The following is a 16,385-nucleotide window of genomic DNA, read 5'->3' as shown; positions in this document are numbered from 1 at the left end:
CATTCCCATTTACTGTGGACCCTCAATATACAGGGACCATAGCAAAGACAAGCCGGTCGGAAAGGAAGGGTGAAATTGTCGCGTCAGAACAAGGACGCACGTCATCGGCGAAGCGAAAACACCGCCGATGCCATGGGGATTTATCGCAGAAATCCACAGTAAGACCAACGGCGGCGCAGCCATGGGGTCCTCGACGAGGTGACGATCAGCCTGGGAAGCCGTGCTTTGATTTACAATGAAAATTAGAGCCAATGTTTTCCGGTAAGGGAAATTGGCAATGCACCGGTGGACTTCCGTACCCGGCAGCACTAGTTTTCTCTTCCAGATCATACTCTTAAGAACGGGACGGAACTGCGATGAACCATCCAGCCTTTGCCAGCAACCATGTCGCCGTTGTGACCGGAGCCGCGTCAGGCATCGGTCTTGCAGCCGCCAGGCGCTTCGCCGGCCTCGGCATGAACGTCGTGCTCGCCGACTTGCCGGGCGAGCGGCTCGACAAGGCGGCACGCGAGACGGCGGCGCTCTCCCCGCATGGTCCCGACAGTGTGGTTGCCGTCGCTGCGGATGTCGCGTCGATCGGTTCGCTGCGGGCGCTGGAGCAGGACACCGTCGCGCGTTTCGGCCGCGTTCACGTGTTGATGAACAATGCCGGCATTCACGGCAGTTCGATGTTCGGGGCGCAGGAAGAATGGGAGAAAGTGTTCGCCGTCAACCTCTGGGGCGTCGTCAACGGCTCACGTATCTTTGCACCCGCCATGATCGGCCACGGCCAGCCCGGCCTGATCATCAATACCGGCTCGAAACAGGGCATCACCACCCCGCCCGGCGACCCCGCTTACAACGTGACGAAAGCCGGCGTCAAAGCCTTCACCGAAGCCCTGCAGCATGAACTGCGCAACACGCCCGACTGTCGGATCACGGCACATCTGCTGATCCCCGGCTTCGTCTATACGGCGCTCACCGCCCAGGGCCGCACGGAAAAGCCGGAGGGCGCCTGGACGCCGGAGGAAACGGTCGACTTCATGATGCAGAGCCTCGAGAAGAATGACTTCTACATCCTTTGCCCGGACAACGACGTCGCACGCCCGATCGACGAGAAACGCATTTTGTGGGCCGCTGGCGATATCATCGAGAACCGTCCGCCGCTGTCGCGCTGGCATCCCGCCCACGCTGAGGCCTTCAAGGCGTTTTTGACGAAAGATCGCCCGAAAATCAGTTGAGGCTAACGGCAACAGGCTTGTTTGTGGCTTCATGCGGTGGACGCTCTGTTCACGCAGCAGCGCTGGCGTGGTCCGCCATTTGCTGCTTTCCTGCGGCCACATCAAAAGGTTTCATAACATGACGAGCGGCATCCACCACATCACCCTGATCACCCGCAAGGTACAGGCCAATGTCGACTTCTATGCGGGCTTTCTCGGCCTGCGTCTCGTCAAGCGGACGGCGGGGTTTGAAGACGCGATGCAGTTGCACCTGCTCTATGGCGATGCCGTCGGATCGCCGGGATCGCTGGTGACGTTCCTTGTCTGGGAAGACGGTGCGCCGGGCCGGGTCGGCCACGGCCAGCCAAGCGAAATCGCCTTTGCCATTGCGCCGGAAAGCATCGGTTTCTGGCTGACCCGCGCGCTGCGATACAATATTTCGACAACCGGCCCGGCGCAGGAATTCGGCGAGCCCGTCATCCGGCTGAAGGACCCGGACGGCGTCATCGTCAAGCTTGTCGGCACGGACGCCCTTACCACCGGCACCTCCTGCGCCGCGCCGGAGATTCCGCTGCAGGATGCCATCCGGCGTCTTCGTGGCGCAACGATCCTGACGGACAAACCGGAGGGGACGGCAGCCTTCATCGGCCGGCATTTCGGCTATGCCGAAACGGCAAGAACCGAGACGATCCGCCGCCTTGGCTCCGCGTCCGGCGATATCATCGACGTGCGCGATGCCAGCGGATTCTGGACCGCAGCGCCCGGCACCGGCACGATCGACCATATCGCCTTCCGGGCAATCGACAAGGCCGCGGTCGATGACCTGCGCATACGCCTGGAGGCGGAGGACGCCGGAACGATCTCGGCCCACGACCGCAAGTATTTCTTTTCGCTCTATGTGCGCGAGCCGGGCGGCACCCTGTTCGAATTCGCAACCGACGCGCCGGGCATGACTGTGGACGAGGATGTGGCCTCGCTCGGAACCCGCCTGTTCGTTCCCGAGCATTTCGGCGGCGATCTGGAATCCAACCTCGTCGTCCTGCCGCAGTTCGCGCTGCCCGGCGAAGAGCGCTTCACCCCGCGCGACCTGCCCTTCATTCACCGCCTGCACCAGCCGAAGAACCCGGACGGCCGCACTCTCGTGCTGCTGCACGGCAGCGGCGCCAACGAGACGAGCCTTTTGCCGCTCGGCCGGCAGATCGCTCCGAATTCCCTGCTCCTCAGCCTCAGGGGCCGCAGCACGGAGGAAGGTTTCCCGCGCTTCTTCCGCCGGATCACGCCGTTCAGCTTCGACCAGAAGGATATCGTCTCCGAAGCCGAGGCCTTTGTCGAGATGATCGAAGGTGCGGGACCCGCCTACGGCATCGACCGCGACAAGATGGTTTTCGTCGGCTATTCGAACGGCGCCAACATGCTGATCGCAACCATGCTGCTTCATCCCGGGCTGATCAGGAATGCCGCGCTGCTGCGCATGATGAACCCGCTGGAGACCGTGCCGGACGCCGATCTTTCCGGCACCAATATCCTGACGGTGACGGGAGCGACGGACGCCTATTCCCGCTATGCCCCGCCGCTCGAGGCCATTCTGCGAGAAGCAGGGGCAACACTCGACACCGTCACGCTGAAAGCCGGCCACGAGATCGGCGACAGGGATGCGCGAGCCGTTCGGGAATGGCTGGAGACAATCGGGGACTGATCGCGGTCGTCAAAAGCTCAGGCCGTTTTGCGGCCAACATAATCGGCAAAGGCCTCGACGAAGGCCTTGAGCCGCGCCTTGGCATCCTCATCGATAAGCTGTCCCTCCTTGTCGAACAGCGAGCGCGCTTTCGGCAGCATCAGCCGCTTGCCGGACCAGAGATCGGCGCCGAGCGTGCGCAGGACAGGCAGCCAGGCATTTTGGCTGAGGATCGTGCCGAAGGCGCTGGGCGACGTGCCGGCAAGGGCGAAGGCGCGACCGGCAAAGACGTTTGGCGCACCGGTCATCGAGGAACTCACCCAGTCGATGGCATTTTTGAAAACGCCCGGTATCGAGTTATTGTATTCCGGCGTGAACAGGATCACGCCATCTGCCGCAGCAATCTGGTCCTTGAGAAGCTGCACAGGTCCCGGCACGCCTTCCCGTTCCACATCGGCATTGTAGAGTGGGATGCCCTCGATGGTTCCGGTCGTAAAGGTTACGCCCTGCGGCGCGAACGGGAGCGCCGCGTTCAGAAGGGCCTTGTTGAAAGACGCCTTTCTCAGGCTTCCGGAAATTCCGATCAGTTTCGTCATGCGGGTGGTCCTTTTGATTCACCGGAAGCATGGCCAGAAACACGCAAAAGTACAGATGAAAAAGCCGGAAAGCGGCGCGCCCGGCTTTTCGATTTTCGATTTCAGTTCAGCGGCTTCAACCGAGCTTCGATCTGACTGCGCTTGTGCTCCAGGAACGGCGGCAGCGACAGGCCCTCGCCGAGTGTTTCCATCGGTTCGTCCACCGCAAAGCCGGGTCCGTCGGTTGCGATCTCGAACAGGATGCCGTTCGGCTCGCGGAAATAGAGCGAGCGAAAATAGTAGCGCTCGACCTCGCCGCTCGACGGCAGTCGGAAACTCTGTAGCCGTTCGGTCCATTCGTGCAGCGTAGCCTGGTCCGGCGCTCGGAAGGCGACATGATGGACGGCGCCCGCGCCCTGCCGGGACGCCGGCAATCCCGGCTGGACCGCGACATGCAGCTCGGCTGCCGGACCACCCTTGCCCATCGAGAACACATGCACCTCGCCAATGCCGTCCGGTGACGGATACTGGCGCACCTTGGTCATGTTCATCACCTCTTCCAGAACCAGTGCGGTGCTGGTGATGTCCGGTACGCTCATGGTGATGGGGCCGAGACCCTTGATCTGATGCTCAGTCGGAACCGGGCTTTTGTCCCACGGATGGGACGGCGAAAGCCCGCCGTCGTCGATCAGCCGGAAGCGCTGGCCTTCCCCGTCCTCGAAGTCGAGCGACGCCCGGCCGTCGATCTCGGTCACCGCGTCGGATTTGACCTTGAGCTCGTCGAAACGCGCCTTCCACCAGAAAAGGCTGTCGCGGCCGCCGACACGCAGGCCGGTGCGCGAAATGCTGTGTGTGCCGCGACCCTCAGGCTCGAGCGGCCAGTCGAAGAAGGTCAGGTCGGTCCCCGGGGTCGCCTGTCCGTCGGCGTAGAAGAGATGATAGGCGGTGGTGTCGTCCTGGTTGACCGTCTTCTTGACCAACCGCATGCCAAGCGTCTGCGTATAGAAACGCAGGTTTTCCGGCGCGTTGGCGGTGATCGCCGTCAGATGATGGATTCCTGTCAGTTGCAAGCTCATGGCTGCCTCCATTGAAATTATGTGGAGTGAATATCGGCCGCTTGAGCTGTTTAATAAAGGGCGACCGCCGGAAGCACGGCTTTGCGCGAGGCGATCAGGGCCTGCGCTGCAGATCGTGCAGGTAAGTATTTTCGCCTTTCGAAACATCGAAATCAACGGGGTTGAGCGTCACGATCATCAACGTCTCGCCGTGGGATGCAGCACCCGCAAGCAGGCTGCCATCGGGTGCGGCGATGCGCGAGGAGCCGGCGAAGGTGAAGCGCTCGTCCGCGCCGCAATGATTGACGTAGGCGACGAAAACCTGGTTCTCGAAGGCGCGCGTCTGGATCATGTGATCGGTAATGAAGGTGCCGGAATAACCGGCCGGCAGCGCGGTCGGGACCAGCACGGCGTCCGCGCCCGCCATGGCCAGCCGCCGGACGTTTTCCGGAAACTCCACGTCATAGCAGATCAGCATGCCGCATTTGATGCCGCGATGCGCAAACAGAACCGTGCTCGGCGCGGGGGCGGCAAACAGCGCGCGCTCGTAGTCACCGTAGAGATGGGATTTGCGGTAGACGACGGGTTCTGCCGCACCGTCGACATAAACGGCGCTATTGAACACCTCGAAGCCCGCCTTTTCGGCAAATCCGGCGATCACCGCCACCCCGGTCTCCAGTGAAATCGCCTGTAGTCGCTGCACCAAGGGCCCATCCGCGGGCTCTGCCAGATCGCGGATGAAGTCGCCGGCGCCATACCCCGTCAGCCCAAGCTCCGGCGTGATCAGCAGGCTTGCGCCCTTGCCAGCCGCATCCCGCGCCGCCTCGCCGATGCGCGCCAGATTGGCGGCGACATCGCCGCTTTCCGATCTCATCTGCAGGGCGGCGAGCGTGATCATTTGCCATCCGTTGACATGGCGCCGAGCAGTTTCGGCAGATCGCCGAACCGTGCGACAAGGGAGAAGATGACGGCCGCCGTCACCACGAACAGGACCGTGACGGACGCCATCGTCGGCGTGTAACCGTAGCGCAAGGCGTTGAAGATCTTGATCGGCAGCGTTTCCATGGTGAAGCCGACGGTCATGTAGGCGACGATATACTCGTTGAGCGACAGCACGAAGGCGAAGGCATAACCCGAGACGATATAGGGCAGGATCAGCGGCAGGACGACCGTGCGGAAAACCGTGCGATCGTCGGCGCCCATTGTCGCGGCAGCTTCCACCAGGGACCGGTCGATCGCGGTAAAGCCGAGCGACAGCGTCACCAGCGGCAATGTCACGAAGAAGATCGCGTGACTGATGACCGCCGTCCATGGCTGGCCGTAAAACCCGGTCGTCGCCCAGAAGGTGAGCAGCCCGAGCGCGGTGATGACCGGTGGCAGCGTAAACGGCGCGACGCCGAGAAGCTGGAAGATATTTGCCCAGGGCGCGATCCGCCGCCATAGGAACCAGGCAAGCGGCAGCGCGATCGCCACGGCGAGAGCCGCCGACAGGATCGCCAGCGTCAGCGAGGCAAGCAGCGCATTGCGCCATTCCGGATTGAGGAAGATTTCGCCGTACCAGGAGGGTGAGAAACCCTTGGGGGGAAAGGCGAGCGTCTGCTTCGCATTCACCGAGACGCCGGCGACGACGATCAACGGCAATGCGAGAAACAGGCCGATCAGGAAGAAATAGATTTTGCTGAGTGCGCCGGTCATGCTGCTTCTCCCTTGCGTCCCGCAATGACGGTCAGAGCCACGAGGCCGAGCGTCACCAGCACCAGGAACACCGCCATGGCCGCCGCGAACGGCATGTTGGACTGGTAGATCGCCTGATCGGTGATCAGCACCGACAGGGTCCAGTGCTGCGGACGGCCAAGAATCTGCGGCAAGAGATAGGAGCCGAGCGCGAAAATGAAGACCATGATCAGCGTCGCGGTGATGGTGTTGCGGAGAGCCGGCACGACGACGGTGAAGAAGGCCTTGACGGGCGAAGCGCCAAGCGTGCGGGCCGCTTCCGTCAGCGTCGGGTCGAGCCGCACCAAAGCCGGGTAAAGAACCAGCACCGTATAGGGGAGGGCTTGATAGACCATGCCGGTCAGGACCGCGCCGAAACTCGGGAGCAATGCCTTCGCCTCGCTCATGAGCCCCGCCATGACCAGGAGATTGGTGATCCCGGCGGTGCGCGAAAACAGCGTCGACCAGGCAAACCCGATGATGACTTCCGACAACGACAGCACCGACAGCAGCGCCACCAGCCAGATGATCTGCACGCGTCTCGCCATCCGCGTCAGAAGATAGGTGAAGGGCACGGCGAGCACGACGCAGCAGATCGCAACCGCGATCGCCAGCATCAGCGAGAAGCCGAGCACATTGGCGAAGAACAGGCTGAGGAAGCGCTGGTAGTTGGCCAGTTCGAAGGCCGGCACGTAGAAGCCGCCCTGCTGGCGCTGGAAGAAGGAGACGGCGATCATCGTCGCGAACGGTACGACGAAGAAGACGATGAGCATCATCGCCGGAAAGAACAAAGGCCCGTAATCGGCCAGGCGTTGCGGCGTTTCGCGTCTCATTTGGCAAGCACCACGCAAACGTCGGGCAACAGCACCACGCCGACCGGCTGGCCGACGGAAACCTCGGGCCGCGCCCGCGGCGTCGAGACGGCGATGATCTGACGACCGGCAACGTCGACGAAGGTCTCGATCGTGCCGCCGAGATCGCGCACGAAGGTCACCGTGCCCGACAGCGCGCCGTCGCCGGGCGCCGTCAGATGCACGTCTTCCGGCCGGATCGACAGCGTCGCCTTCCTGGCATGCGCGCCAAGCGAAATGCCAGCGACCGGCTGGCCAAGCACGCTGACACGGCCGGTGCTGTCGGCTTCGGCCTCGAGCAGATTGGTCGATCCGATGAAATCGGCAACGAAGGTATCGGCCGGGCGGCGGTAGATTTCGATCGGCGACGCGGCCTGGCGGATCTCTCCACCGTTCATGACCACGACCGTATCGGCCATGGTCATGGCTTCGCGCTGGTCGTGTGTCACGACGATGGTCGTGATGCCGAGCCGCTGCTGCAACTGGCGCAGTTCCACCTGCATCGCCTCGCGCAGCTTGGCGTCCAGCGCCGAGAGCGGCTCGTCGAGCAGAAAGAGTTTCGGCGAAATCGCAAGGGCCCGGGCGATGGCGACGCGCTGGCGCTGGCCGCCAGAGAGCTTGGACACCGGCCGGTCGGCATAGCCGGAGAGATGGACCATCGACAGGAGTTCATCGACCCGTTTCTTCTGGTCTTCCTTCGGCGCGCTGCGGATGCGCAAGGGATAGGCGATGTTCTCGCCGACCGTCAGATGCGGAAACAGGGCCAGCGACTGAAACACCATGCCGAGATTGCGCTTGTGGGTCGGGACGCGGGTGATGTCCTCGCCGTCGAGCCGGATTCCGCCGCCGGTCGGCAGGTCGAGCCCGGCGATCATCCGGAGCAGCGTGGTCTTGCCGCAACCGGACGGTCCGAGCATGCAAACGAAGGTGCCATGCGGCACCGTCAGCTCGACATTGTTGACCGCGGTGAAAGTCCCGAATTCCTTCGTGACGTTGTTGAGGGCGAGGCCTGACATTGTTTTCCTGTCTTTTCGCATCATGCGGAAAATAGTTTAGTCCGTTTACCGCTTCCAGATACACGAAGGTCGAAGCGGCCTTTACCTCCCCCTTGAGGGGGGAGGTCGCAGCATAGCTGCGGGTGGGGGTGATCCATTGGGTTCCGCGAAACGTCACCCCACCCCGGCACTGCGTGCCGACCCTCCCCCTCAAGGGGAGGGTAAAAAATCAACCGACGATCAGTTCGGTCCACTTCTGGTTCAGCCAATCCGACTTCGTCTGGTAGAGGTCGTAGCGCGGAATGATCGGCTCGATGTCGGACGAGACGGCGGCGAACTCTTCTGCCGTCAAGTCCGTGAGTTCACGTTTTACAGTCGGCGCGGTCCCGACCTTGCGCGACAAAGTCGCCTGGATCGACGCCTGGCTCATATAGTCGATGAAGATATGGGCTTCCTCGACCTTCTGCGAGGCGCGCGACAGCGCCCAGCAACCCGAATCCTGAATGCCGCCTTCCTTCGGGAAGGTCGAGCGGACGGGGTTGCCGTCGGCAGCGGCAAGGCCGGTAACGTCATGGTAATACTGCCCCATCGGGATTTCGCCCGACTTCAGCGCCTGTTCGAATTGCGCCTCGTCGCGGTACCAGAGGCGGACGTTCGGCTTGACTTCGGCGAGCTTGGCGAAGGCCTTTTCGAGACCTTCTTCCGTGTCCAGCGCATTGGTGCCGCCGAAATACGTCTTGGCGGTCACCTCAAGCAGGAAGGAGTTGGAGACGAGCGCCAGCAGGCCGAGCTTGTCGACGTTTGCCGGATCCCAGAATGCAGCCCAGGAAGTCGGTGCTTCCTTGTAGACGTCGGTGTTCGTCACGAGCGTGATGTACCATGAAACGGCGCCGATGCCGGCGACGCGGCCATCCGGATACTTGTTGACGAAGCGATCGATCAGGTTGGAAGCATTCTTGATCTTGGCAACATCGAGCGGCGCCCAGAGGTCGGTGGACTGGCCCTTCAGCATCGCAACCTGCGACATCATCGAGACGTCAGCCGGCGCCTGGCCGGCCTTGGCGGCCTGCTCGAGTTGCACCAGCCAGGCTTCGCCCGTAGGCTCGGCAACGGATTCGACCGCGATGCCGGTTGCCTTGGTGAATTCCGGGAAGATGTTCTTGTCGAACGAACCCTTGAAGTAACCACCATAGACTCCGACTTTCAGCGACTTGTCCTGCGCGCGCAGGATCGATGGCATGGCGAGCATCGACACACCGGCAAGGCCGGCGCCGAGCACGGCGCGGCGGCCGATCGTCTGTTTCAGAAATTCAGTCATCATCGTTCTCCTGTTTTTGCCGGTACCGCTTTTTTCAGCTCCGGTCTGTTCCCAATTTTTGATCCGGCATGCAAGTCCGGATTGCATTCCGGTCAGTGTTTCAAGGCCCGAAGCTCCAGCACTTTTGCGTATCGTGTCAACGGAAAACACAAGGCGAAATAGATCAAGGCGACAAACCCATAGACCGTGAACGGTTCGAAGGTTGCATTGTTGATCGCATTCGAGGTTCTGACCAGTTCCTCAAAGCCGATAATCGACGTCAGGGCCGTACTTTTGATCAGTTGCACCAGAAAACCGACGGTCGGAGCCCGAGTGATTGCAAAGGCCTGCGGCAGGATGATCAGCCGCAATTGCTTGAGATAATGCAGCCCCAGGCTGCTGCCGGCATCCCACTGTCCAAGCGGCACCGCCTGCACCCCGCCGCGCCAGATTTCCGCCAGAAACGCGCTGGCACACAGGGTAAGCCCGAGCACGGCAGCCGTCCAGGGTTCGATGCGAAACCCAAGCAGGGGCAGGCCGAAGAACAACAGGAAAAGCTGCATCAGAAGCGGCGTGCCCTGGAACAGGCCGATGTAATATTCGGCGAACTGCCGCATCCAGCGCCGCTTGGATATCCGCAGGAACAGGATGAGCAGGCCGACAATCGTGCCGCCCGCGAAAGCGACCGCCGACAAAAGCACCGTCCACCGGGCTGCCAGCAAGAGGTTGCGAACGATGTCCCAAAGCGTGAACTCGATCACGACACGCCCCCGGCCAACATGCGGTTGCCGCCGGCGATCAGCAAGCGGCGCAAGCCGATGCTCATCGCGAGGTAGACAAGGGTGATGATGAAATAAGTCTCGAATGCGCGGAACGTGCGCGCCTGCAGCATGTCGGCCTCATAGGTCAGTTCGCGTACGGCAATCTGCGAGACGACGGCGGATTCCAGCATCATGATGACGATCTGGCTCGTCAGCGCCGGATAGATCACCTTCAGCGCCTGCGGCAGCACGATTTTGATGAAGACAAGGCGTGGCCGCAAGCCCAGCGCAAGTGCTGCTTCCCTCTGCCCCTTCGGCACGGCATCGAGGCCGGCGCCGACGATCTCTGTCGTATAGGCCGTCATGTTCAAGGTCATCGCCAGAATTGCGGCGACGACGGGATCGAGGCGAATGCCGAGGCTGGGCAGCCCGAAGAAGATGAAGAATAGCTGCACCAGAAACGGCGTGTTGCGAATGAGCTCGACATAACCGGCGATCGCCCGGCGCAGCACGGCATGACGGCTGCGCCGGGCCGCCGCGCCCAAAATGCTGAGCACGATGCCGGCGACTGCCGACACCGCGATCAGGAAGATCGTCATGGCCGCGCCGCTCGCGATCAGCGAGACCGCGTCATTCAGCCAGCCGAAATCGAGCGCATAGCCCAAAGGATCAATCTTTCAGGTTTTCAGGGTTGAGCGGGGTCTTCAGCCACGCTTGCGAGCTTTCATTGAGCTTTCCGTCGGCGAGCATCTTGGCGACGGCGTCGTTGATCGCCTGCTTCAGGCGGTCCTCGCCCTTGTTGAGCGCCAGATGCGACGGCGAGGTCAGGAGCTGGAACTTCTGCTCCGGCTTCAAGGCTTCCTGGCGGGCCAGAACCTGGGCACCGACATCATTGCCGACAACCATCAGTTCGGTCTGGCCGGAGATGAAGGCCTGGATCACCGAGTTGTAGTTGTCGAAGCGCTTGATGTCGGCATCCTTGGGCGCGGCTTCCGTCAGCGAGGTGTCTTCGAGCGTGCCGCGATTGACGGCGATGCTCTTGCCGGCGAGGTCTTCCTTGCCCTTGACCTCGAGAGCGGCCGGGCCGATCACGGCGATATAGTAAGGCGCGTAGGCGGCCGCGAAATCGATGACTTCGGCGCGTTCCTTGCTGTAACCGACGCTGACCAGCACATCGACACGCTTCTCGGTGAGATACGGGATACGGTTCTGGCCGGTCACCGGCACCGGAACGAGCTTCACCTTCAGACTGTCGGCGATGTACTGCGCGACGTCGATATCATAGCCCTTGAGGCTCATATCGGCGCTGGCCGAGGAGAAGGGCGGGAAATCGGCGAAGACGCCGACATTCAGGACGCCCGCCTTGGTGATGTCGTCGACGGCATCGGCGTTGGCAGCGGATGTGAAGCCGAGAACGGCGGCGCCCAGCATCAGGGTGGCGGCGACAGATGATTTCAGGTTCGAGAGTCTGGTCATTTTCATTCCCCTTTGTGATTTTGTTTATGGCAGGCACGGAAAACCGGGTTTGGCTTTTGCCCTTCACCCTAGCCCTTGCCCCGTGAACGGGGGGAGGGACGATCGAATTTGCCGCTTGTCCCTTCTCTCCGCCTACGGGGAGAAGGTGGCGGCCCTTCTTCTGAAACAACGATGGCCGGATGAGGGGCGGCTTTGCCCTCAATCCCGCTTGCCGTTGACGAAGGGGCTGAACACCATGAGGCTGAGGATCTCAAACAGGACCTGGGCGCCGACATGCGCCGTGTTGGTCGTCGCGTCATATTGCGGCGCAACCTCCACGACATCGCCGCCGACGAGATTGATGCCCTTCAGGCCGCGGATCAGCTCCAGAACTTCGCGGGTGGTAAGACCGCCCACTTCCGGCGTGCCGGTGCCAGGCGCAAAGCTCGGATCGACGCTGTCGATATCAAACGACAGATAAGTCGGGCCGTCGCCGACGATCTGTTTCGCCTTTTCGATGATCGCCGGCATGCCCATGCCGGTCACCTCCTCGGCATGGATCACGGTCATGCCGGACTCGTAGGAAAACTCCCAGAGATATTCCGCCGAACCGCGAATGCCGATCTGGACAGTGCGCGTCGGATCGAGCACGCCGTCAAGAACCGCGTTGCGGAACGGTCCGCCATGGTGAAATTTCGTCTGGTCGAAAGCGCCGCCGGTATCACAATGCGCGTCGATATGGATCATGCCGACCGGGCGCTTCTTGCCGACGGCTTTCAGGATCGGATGGGTCATCGAATGGTCGCCGCCGACCGACAGCGGTACAACGCCGGCATCGACGATCTGGTTGATCCGCTTCTCGATGTCCTCATGGCTGAGTTCCAGCCGGTAGCGGCTCTGGAACGGTACGTCGCCGATATCGGCGACGCGCAGATCGAATACCGGTGCGCAATCGAGCACATGGTTATAGGGGCCGATGCGCTCGATGGTGCGGATGGCGCGCGGCCCGAAACGGGAGCCCGGACGGTTTGTGACGCCGAGATCCATCGGCACGCCCACGATGGCGACCTGGAGATTGCCGAAATCGGGCTCATTGGCATCGACCGGCATATAGGGCGCGGTCAGGAAAGTCGGGACGCCGGCATAAGGCGCAAGACGCGTGCCGCTTTTGGAAAAGATTTTGTCCGCCACCTTGCGGAAGGCCGGATCGAACAACTCGCCGCCATGGCTTTCGCCATACTTCGCCTTCAGCTCGCTCAGCTTCTTCTCATCCCACGCCATGTCCGTCACCTCGTACGGGGCCAGAGGAGACGTGCGGGATCGACGATCGGAAAGCCTTCAAACGGCTCGAATGTTCGCCGAAAACGGTTCGCGCATCGACATTGGTGCCGGAGCGCTTGCGTGCATGTTCCCCAGGCTTTTGCCTTTGTTGCCGATATTAGGAAACAATTTGATTGGAAAATCAATTGACATTGTTATAGCGTTTCATGTGAGAAAAACTCACATCCTTTTTTGCCCTTCGGAGTCGTTTCCTTGTCCAGCCGCCTGCCACCGCTGAACCCGTTGCGCGCCTTCGAGGCGACGGCCCGGCGCGGCTCTGTTTCGGCGGCGGCGCGCGAGCTCAACGTCACACACGGCGCAATCAGCCATCAGATAAGAGCGCTGGAACTCTCCTTCAACGCGGCGCTTTTCGAACGTGGCGGCAAGCGGCTGAAGCTGACCTCTCAGGGCGCACTGCTGCTGCCCGCTGTCACCGAGGCATTCGAAGGCATTGCAGCCGCCACCGCGGCCATGATGCGACCGACAACCAGTGGCCAATTGCGCATTACCTGCGTGCCGGCGCTCCTGTCCTTCTGGATGATCCCGCGCCTGCATCAGTTCACCGGGCAATTTCCCGATGTGCGGCTGACACTGGTTGCCTCGAACGACACAGCCAACCTGTTTTCCCGCGATGTGGATATCTGCCTGCTCTATGGTGACGGCAACTGGCCGGATTGCTGGGCGCGTCTGTGGAGCCGGCTGGAACTGTTTCCGGTCGTCAGCCCGACGTTGCTCAACATGCAGCCGCTGCGCTCGGTACGCGACCTGCGCGACCATGTCATCCTACATGGCGACGACGGCCGTGAATGGAACACCTGGCTTGCCGCCGCCGACGGCATCGATATCCAACGCGGACGCCAGCATTTCATGAGCGACGCCCGCCTTTCGACGGAAGCGGCGCTGCACAATCAGGGCGTGGCGCTCGGTGACACGATCACCGCCGGCAGCCTGATCGCCAAGGGCGAACTGATCGCGCCTTTTGATCTCACAGTACCCGCCAACGACGCCTTCTATGTTGCCTGCCGCAACGAGATCCGCGCCGCCCCCATCGTCAAGGTCTTCATCGACTGGCTGTTCTCGGCGCTCGAGAGCGATCCGATGCCGGAATTGCAGACCTCGGCGCGCACCATCATCCGCGCCCGCGCCGCCAAGGTCAGCGCGCCCGAACACCTGCCATCCAAGGATGGCTTCAAGCCCGTCTCCTCTCCGACCCGCGCCCGCCGGGCCGAACCGACGCCAAAGCGCCGGGTCAAGTCTTGAAAACACAGGATCATCCGAATGCCGCGTTTCAATCCGCTGATCGCCAGACTGTCGCCGCCGCCGGTGCCTTCCGTTCTCGCCTGGGCAAAGGCCTATGATGGCGCACGCGGACCGCTCATCGATCTCAGCCAAGCTGTTCCCGGCTATCCACCGCATCCCGACATGCTGAAATGGCTCGGCGAGGCCGCCGCCTCCCCCGCGTTCACCGGCTACGGCGTGATCGAAGGCGAACATGTTCTGCGGACCGCTTATGCGGCGCATGTTTCGGAGCTCTACAACGCCTCGATCAATGCGAAGAACATTCACGTGACCTCCGGCTGCAACCAGGCTTTCATCTCGACCGTGATTGCGATCGCCGGCGCAGGCGATACGGTGCTGATGACCAACCCCTTCTATTTCAACCAGGAAACGACGCTTGCCATGCTCGGCATCGGTATCGAGCTGGTGCCCTGCGATGCCAGCAATGGGTTCCTGCCTGATGTCGACGCCATCGCCTCATCGCTGAAGCCGGGCGTCCGGGCGTTGGCGCTCGTCACGCCGAACAACCCGACCGGATCCGTCTATCCGCCTGCCCTGCTGCGGCGGATCCATGACCTTTGCCGCGCCAACGGAACCTGGCTGATCCTCGACGAAACCTATCGCGACTTTCTGGCCGAAGGCAGCGGCGCGCCGCATGACCTGCTGGCGGTCGAGGGGTGGCAGGACGGCCTGATCTGCCTCTACAGTTTCTCCAAATCCTTCTGCATCCCCGGTCACCGCCTCGGCGCGATCACGGCAGGCCTCGCGGTCATAAAACAGGTCGCAAAGGTCATGGACAATCTGCAGATTTGCGCGCCGCGGTCTGCGCAAGCGGCTGTGGCCAAGGCGCTTCCGGCGCTGGACGACTGGCGGGCCGGCAACCGCGCGGAAATCGCCAGACGTGCAGAGGCGCTGAAACAGGTGATGAGCAAGCTGAAGGGCTGGAAGCTGCAGGCGATCGGCGCCTATTTTGCCTATATCCGCCACCCCTATCCCGATATCAGTTCGGAATTCGTTGCTGAGAAGCTGGCGAAGATTGCCGGTGTCGTCTGCCTGCCGGGCGACTATTTCGGCGAAGGCCAGGAAGGGTACCTGCGCTTCGCCTTCGCCAACGCGGACGTGCCGACGATCCTGAAACTGGAAGAACGGCTGTCGACGTTCCACCTGCCGGGGATCTGATCAGCCCCGGCGGGCGACCATGATGCCGGCAAGCACGACGGTGCCTCCGAGCGCCTGCATCAGACCAATAGGCTCGCTGAGCAGAAGCCAGGCAAGGATCGCCGCCACGACGGGCTGTAGCAATAGCGTCAGCGACGAAAAGGCCGGTGCCAGGAAGGCGAGCGCATAGATGATCAGTGCCTGCCCGCCGGCGTGGCTGATAAGCGCAAGGCCGATCAGAATGGCCCAACCGAACAGCGCCACGGGGATGAAGCTGTCTTCGAAGAGGAGTGCCAACGGCAATAGGCACACCGCTGCCGAAGCCGTACTCCAGATCATGATCCGGTTGGTGGAAAAGCGGCTGCGCAGGCGGCCGATCGAGAGCATGTAGCCGGCATAGAAGACGGCAGCGACGACTGCCGTCGCGTCACCGGCCAGATGCCCATCACTGAGCGCCGCAGGCCCGCCTTTCAGGACCACGACGCCGGCCAGCGTCGTCGCCAGGCCGGCGAGGAACACGCCGCTGACATGGGCGCGAAACAGCGCCCACGAGCCGAGCGTCACGAAGATCGGCGCCAGATTGGCAAGCAGCGTCGCATTGGCGACCGATGTCATATGCAGGGACAGGTGCCAGGCGGCGAGATCGGCTGCAAGGAAGAGACCCGGCAAGACGAGCAGGCCGTAGTCCGTCAATCCGGCAGGCCGGCAATCCGTAACCGTCTTTTCAGTCGCCTTGGCCCAGATCAAAAGCGGCAACAGCGCCAGCGCCACCCGCCAGAACGCCGTCGCCATCGGGCCGACTTCCGACAGCCGCACGAAGATCGGCGACCCGCTGATTGCGATTCCACCGACGAGCAGTGCAACAAACGCAACACGGTTCGCCGCTGAAGCCGGTGACGAGGAAGAAGGAAGGGCAGTGTCTGACACGGCGTGCTGTCCAATACGATCTTACGCGGGAATGCGCCCCGCGCGATGACGCATGGAGCTACCAGAAACCCGCCGCCGGAAACAACGACTTCTCCTTATGGAAGCATGAGAATTGGTGAAGCAAGC

Annotated in this window: 16 protein-coding genes; 4 read left to right on the top strand and 12 right to left on the bottom strand. The window is 62.1% G+C overall.

The window, feature by feature from the left end; genetic code table 11:
* The first annotated feature begins 356 nt into the window (after positions 1 to 356).
* Together ACSQ2W_RS12615 and ACSQ2W_RS12610 are read left to right on the top strand one after the other, a co-directional pair.
* Positions 357 to 1,220: an SDR family NAD(P)-dependent oxidoreductase gene (locus ACSQ2W_RS12615; protein WP_436086542.1), complete on the top strand. Its 864-nt coding sequence runs from the start codon at positions 357 to 359 to the stop codon at positions 1,218 to 1,220.
* A 118-nt stretch (positions 1,221 to 1,338) separates the two neighbouring features.
* Positions 1,339 to 2,895 carry a VOC family protein gene (locus tag ACSQ2W_RS12610; protein ID WP_436086541.1) on the top strand — a complete coding sequence of 519 codons (1,557 nt, stop codon included), beginning with the start codon at positions 1,339 to 1,341 and terminating at the stop codon, positions 2,893 to 2,895.
* Positions 2,896 to 2,912: 17 nt separating this feature from the next.
* On the opposite strand, the gene ACSQ2W_RS12605 is transcribed toward ACSQ2W_RS12610, so the two are convergent.
* From ACSQ2W_RS12605 to speB, 11 genes are all read right to left on the bottom strand, one after another.
* Complete coding sequence (locus tag ACSQ2W_RS12605; RefSeq protein WP_436086540.1) at positions 2,913 to 3,470, bottom strand: NADPH-dependent FMN reductase; 558 nt, start codon at positions 3,468 to 3,470, stop codon at positions 2,913 to 2,915.
* Between the two features lie 101 nt (positions 3,471 to 3,571).
* Positions 3,572 to 4,525, bottom strand: coding sequence for a ring-cleaving dioxygenase (locus tag ACSQ2W_RS12600; RefSeq protein ID WP_436086539.1), 954 nt, complete (start codon positions 4,523 to 4,525; stop codon positions 3,572 to 3,574).
* A 94-nt stretch (positions 4,526 to 4,619) separates the two neighbouring features.
* Complete coding sequence (locus ACSQ2W_RS12595; RefSeq protein WP_436086538.1) at positions 4,620 to 5,402, bottom strand: carbon-nitrogen hydrolase family protein; 783 nt, start codon at positions 5,400 to 5,402, stop codon at positions 4,620 to 4,622.
* Positions 5,399 to 6,199: an ABC transporter permease gene (locus ACSQ2W_RS12590; protein WP_436086537.1), complete on the bottom strand. Its 801-nt coding sequence runs from the start codon at positions 6,197 to 6,199 to the stop codon at positions 5,399 to 5,401. Before ACSQ2W_RS12590 ends, ACSQ2W_RS12595 begins: the two co-directional genes overlap by 4 nt.
* Positions 6,196 to 7,050 (bottom strand): ABC transporter permease, encoded by an 855-nt coding sequence (locus ACSQ2W_RS12585; RefSeq protein ID WP_436086536.1) that lies wholly within the window; start codon positions 7,048 to 7,050, stop codon positions 6,196 to 6,198. Before ACSQ2W_RS12585 ends, ACSQ2W_RS12590 begins: the two co-directional genes overlap by 4 nt.
* Positions 7,047 to 8,084 (bottom strand): ABC transporter ATP-binding protein, encoded by a 1,038-nt coding sequence (locus tag ACSQ2W_RS12580; RefSeq protein ID WP_436086535.1) that lies wholly within the window; start codon positions 8,082 to 8,084, stop codon positions 7,047 to 7,049. Before ACSQ2W_RS12580 ends, ACSQ2W_RS12585 begins: the two co-directional genes overlap by 4 nt.
* A gap of 208 nt (positions 8,085 to 8,292) precedes the next feature.
* A complete protein-coding gene (locus ACSQ2W_RS12575; protein WP_436086534.1) occupies positions 8,293 to 9,381 on the bottom strand; it encodes an ABC transporter substrate-binding protein in 1,089 nt (362 codons plus the stop codon).
* A gap of 92 nt (positions 9,382 to 9,473) precedes the next feature.
* A complete protein-coding gene (locus tag ACSQ2W_RS12570; protein WP_112848098.1) occupies positions 9,474 to 10,121 on the bottom strand; it encodes an amino acid ABC transporter permease in 648 nt (215 codons plus the stop codon).
* Positions 10,118 to 10,786 (bottom strand): amino acid ABC transporter permease, encoded by a 669-nt coding sequence (locus tag ACSQ2W_RS12565; RefSeq protein WP_436086533.1) that lies wholly within the window; start codon positions 10,784 to 10,786, stop codon positions 10,118 to 10,120. The genes ACSQ2W_RS12570 and ACSQ2W_RS12565 overlap by 4 nt, the downstream gene beginning before the upstream one ends.
* Before the next feature lie 4 nt (positions 10,787 to 10,790).
* A complete protein-coding gene (locus ACSQ2W_RS12560; protein ID WP_436086532.1) occupies positions 10,791 to 11,597 on the bottom strand; it encodes a transporter substrate-binding domain-containing protein in 807 nt (268 codons plus the stop codon).
* A gap of 198 nt (positions 11,598 to 11,795) precedes the next feature.
* Positions 11,796 to 12,857 carry an agmatinase gene (speB, locus tag ACSQ2W_RS12555; RefSeq protein ID WP_436086531.1) on the bottom strand — a complete coding sequence of 354 codons (1,062 nt, stop codon included), beginning with the start codon at positions 12,855 to 12,857 and terminating at the stop codon, positions 11,796 to 11,798.
* Positions 12,858 to 13,109: 252 nt separating this feature from the next.
* Here speB and ACSQ2W_RS12550 point away from each other — a divergent pair, with 252 nt between their 5' ends.
* Positions 13,110 to 14,156, top strand: a complete 1,047-nt coding sequence (locus ACSQ2W_RS12550; RefSeq protein ID WP_436086530.1) for a LysR substrate-binding domain-containing protein — start codon at positions 13,110 to 13,112, stop codon at positions 14,154 to 14,156.
* An 18-nt stretch (positions 14,157 to 14,174) separates the two neighbouring features.
* Positions 14,175 to 15,353: an aminotransferase gene (locus tag ACSQ2W_RS12545; protein ID WP_436086529.1), complete on the top strand. Its 1,179-nt coding sequence runs from the start codon at positions 14,175 to 14,177 to the stop codon at positions 15,351 to 15,353.
* Here the strand turns inward: ACSQ2W_RS12545 and ACSQ2W_RS12540 are convergent, their stop codons facing one another.
* Positions 15,354 to 16,259 carry a DMT family transporter gene (locus ACSQ2W_RS12540; protein ID WP_436086528.1) on the bottom strand — a complete coding sequence of 302 codons (906 nt, stop codon included), beginning with the start codon at positions 16,257 to 16,259 and terminating at the stop codon, positions 15,354 to 15,356.
* Between the last annotated feature and the right edge of the window lie 126 nt (positions 16,260 to 16,385).

Origin of the sequence: Pararhizobium sp. LjRoot255, from assembly GCF_964252905.1 — a bacterium.
Taxonomy (GTDB): Bacteria; Pseudomonadota; Alphaproteobacteria; order Rhizobiales; family Rhizobiaceae; genus Pararhizobium.
The sequence above is the reverse complement of the archived record's forward strand: the minus strand, read 5'-3'. Positions and strand labels throughout refer to the sequence as shown.

Bases quoted from the DNA above. Each gene is read 5' to 3' on its own strand.
- ACSQ2W_RS12615 (WP_436086542.1), top strand. From the start codon at position 357: ATGAACCATCCAGCCTTTGCCAGCAACCATGTCGCCGTTGTGACCGGA.
- ACSQ2W_RS12610 (WP_436086541.1), top strand. From the start codon at position 1,339: ATGACGAGCGGCATCCACCACATCACCCTGATCACCCGCAAGGTACAG.
- ACSQ2W_RS12605 (WP_436086540.1), bottom strand. From the start codon at position 3,470: ATGACGAAACTGATCGGAATTTCCGGAAGCCTGAGAAAGGCGTCTTTC.
- ACSQ2W_RS12600 (WP_436086539.1), bottom strand. From the start codon at position 4,525: ATGAGCTTGCAACTGACAGGAATCCATCATCTGACGGCGATCACCGCC.
- ACSQ2W_RS12595 (WP_436086538.1), bottom strand. From the start codon at position 5,402: ATGATCACGCTCGCCGCCCTGCAGATGAGATCGGAAAGCGGCGATGTC.
- ACSQ2W_RS12590 (WP_436086537.1), bottom strand. From the start codon at position 6,199: ATGACCGGCGCACTCAGCAAAATCTATTTCTTCCTGATCGGCCTGTTT.
- ACSQ2W_RS12585 (WP_436086536.1), bottom strand. From the start codon at position 7,050: ATGAGACGCGAAACGCCGCAACGCCTGGCCGATTACGGGCCTTTGTTC.
- ACSQ2W_RS12580 (WP_436086535.1), bottom strand. From the start codon at position 8,084: ATGTCAGGCCTCGCCCTCAACAACGTCACGAAGGAATTCGGGACTTTC.
- ACSQ2W_RS12575 (WP_436086534.1), bottom strand. From the start codon at position 9,381: ATGACTGAATTTCTGAAACAGACGATCGGCCGCCGCGCCGTGCTCGGC.
- ACSQ2W_RS12560 (WP_436086532.1), bottom strand. From the start codon at position 11,597: ATGACCAGACTCTCGAACCTGAAATCATCTGTCGCCGCCACCCTGATG.
- speB (WP_436086531.1), bottom strand. From the start codon at position 12,857: ATGGCGTGGGATGAGAAGAAGCTGAGCGAGCTGAAGGCGAAGTATGGC.
- ACSQ2W_RS12545 (WP_436086529.1), top strand. From the start codon at position 14,175: ATGCCGCGTTTCAATCCGCTGATCGCCAGACTGTCGCCGCCGCCGGTG.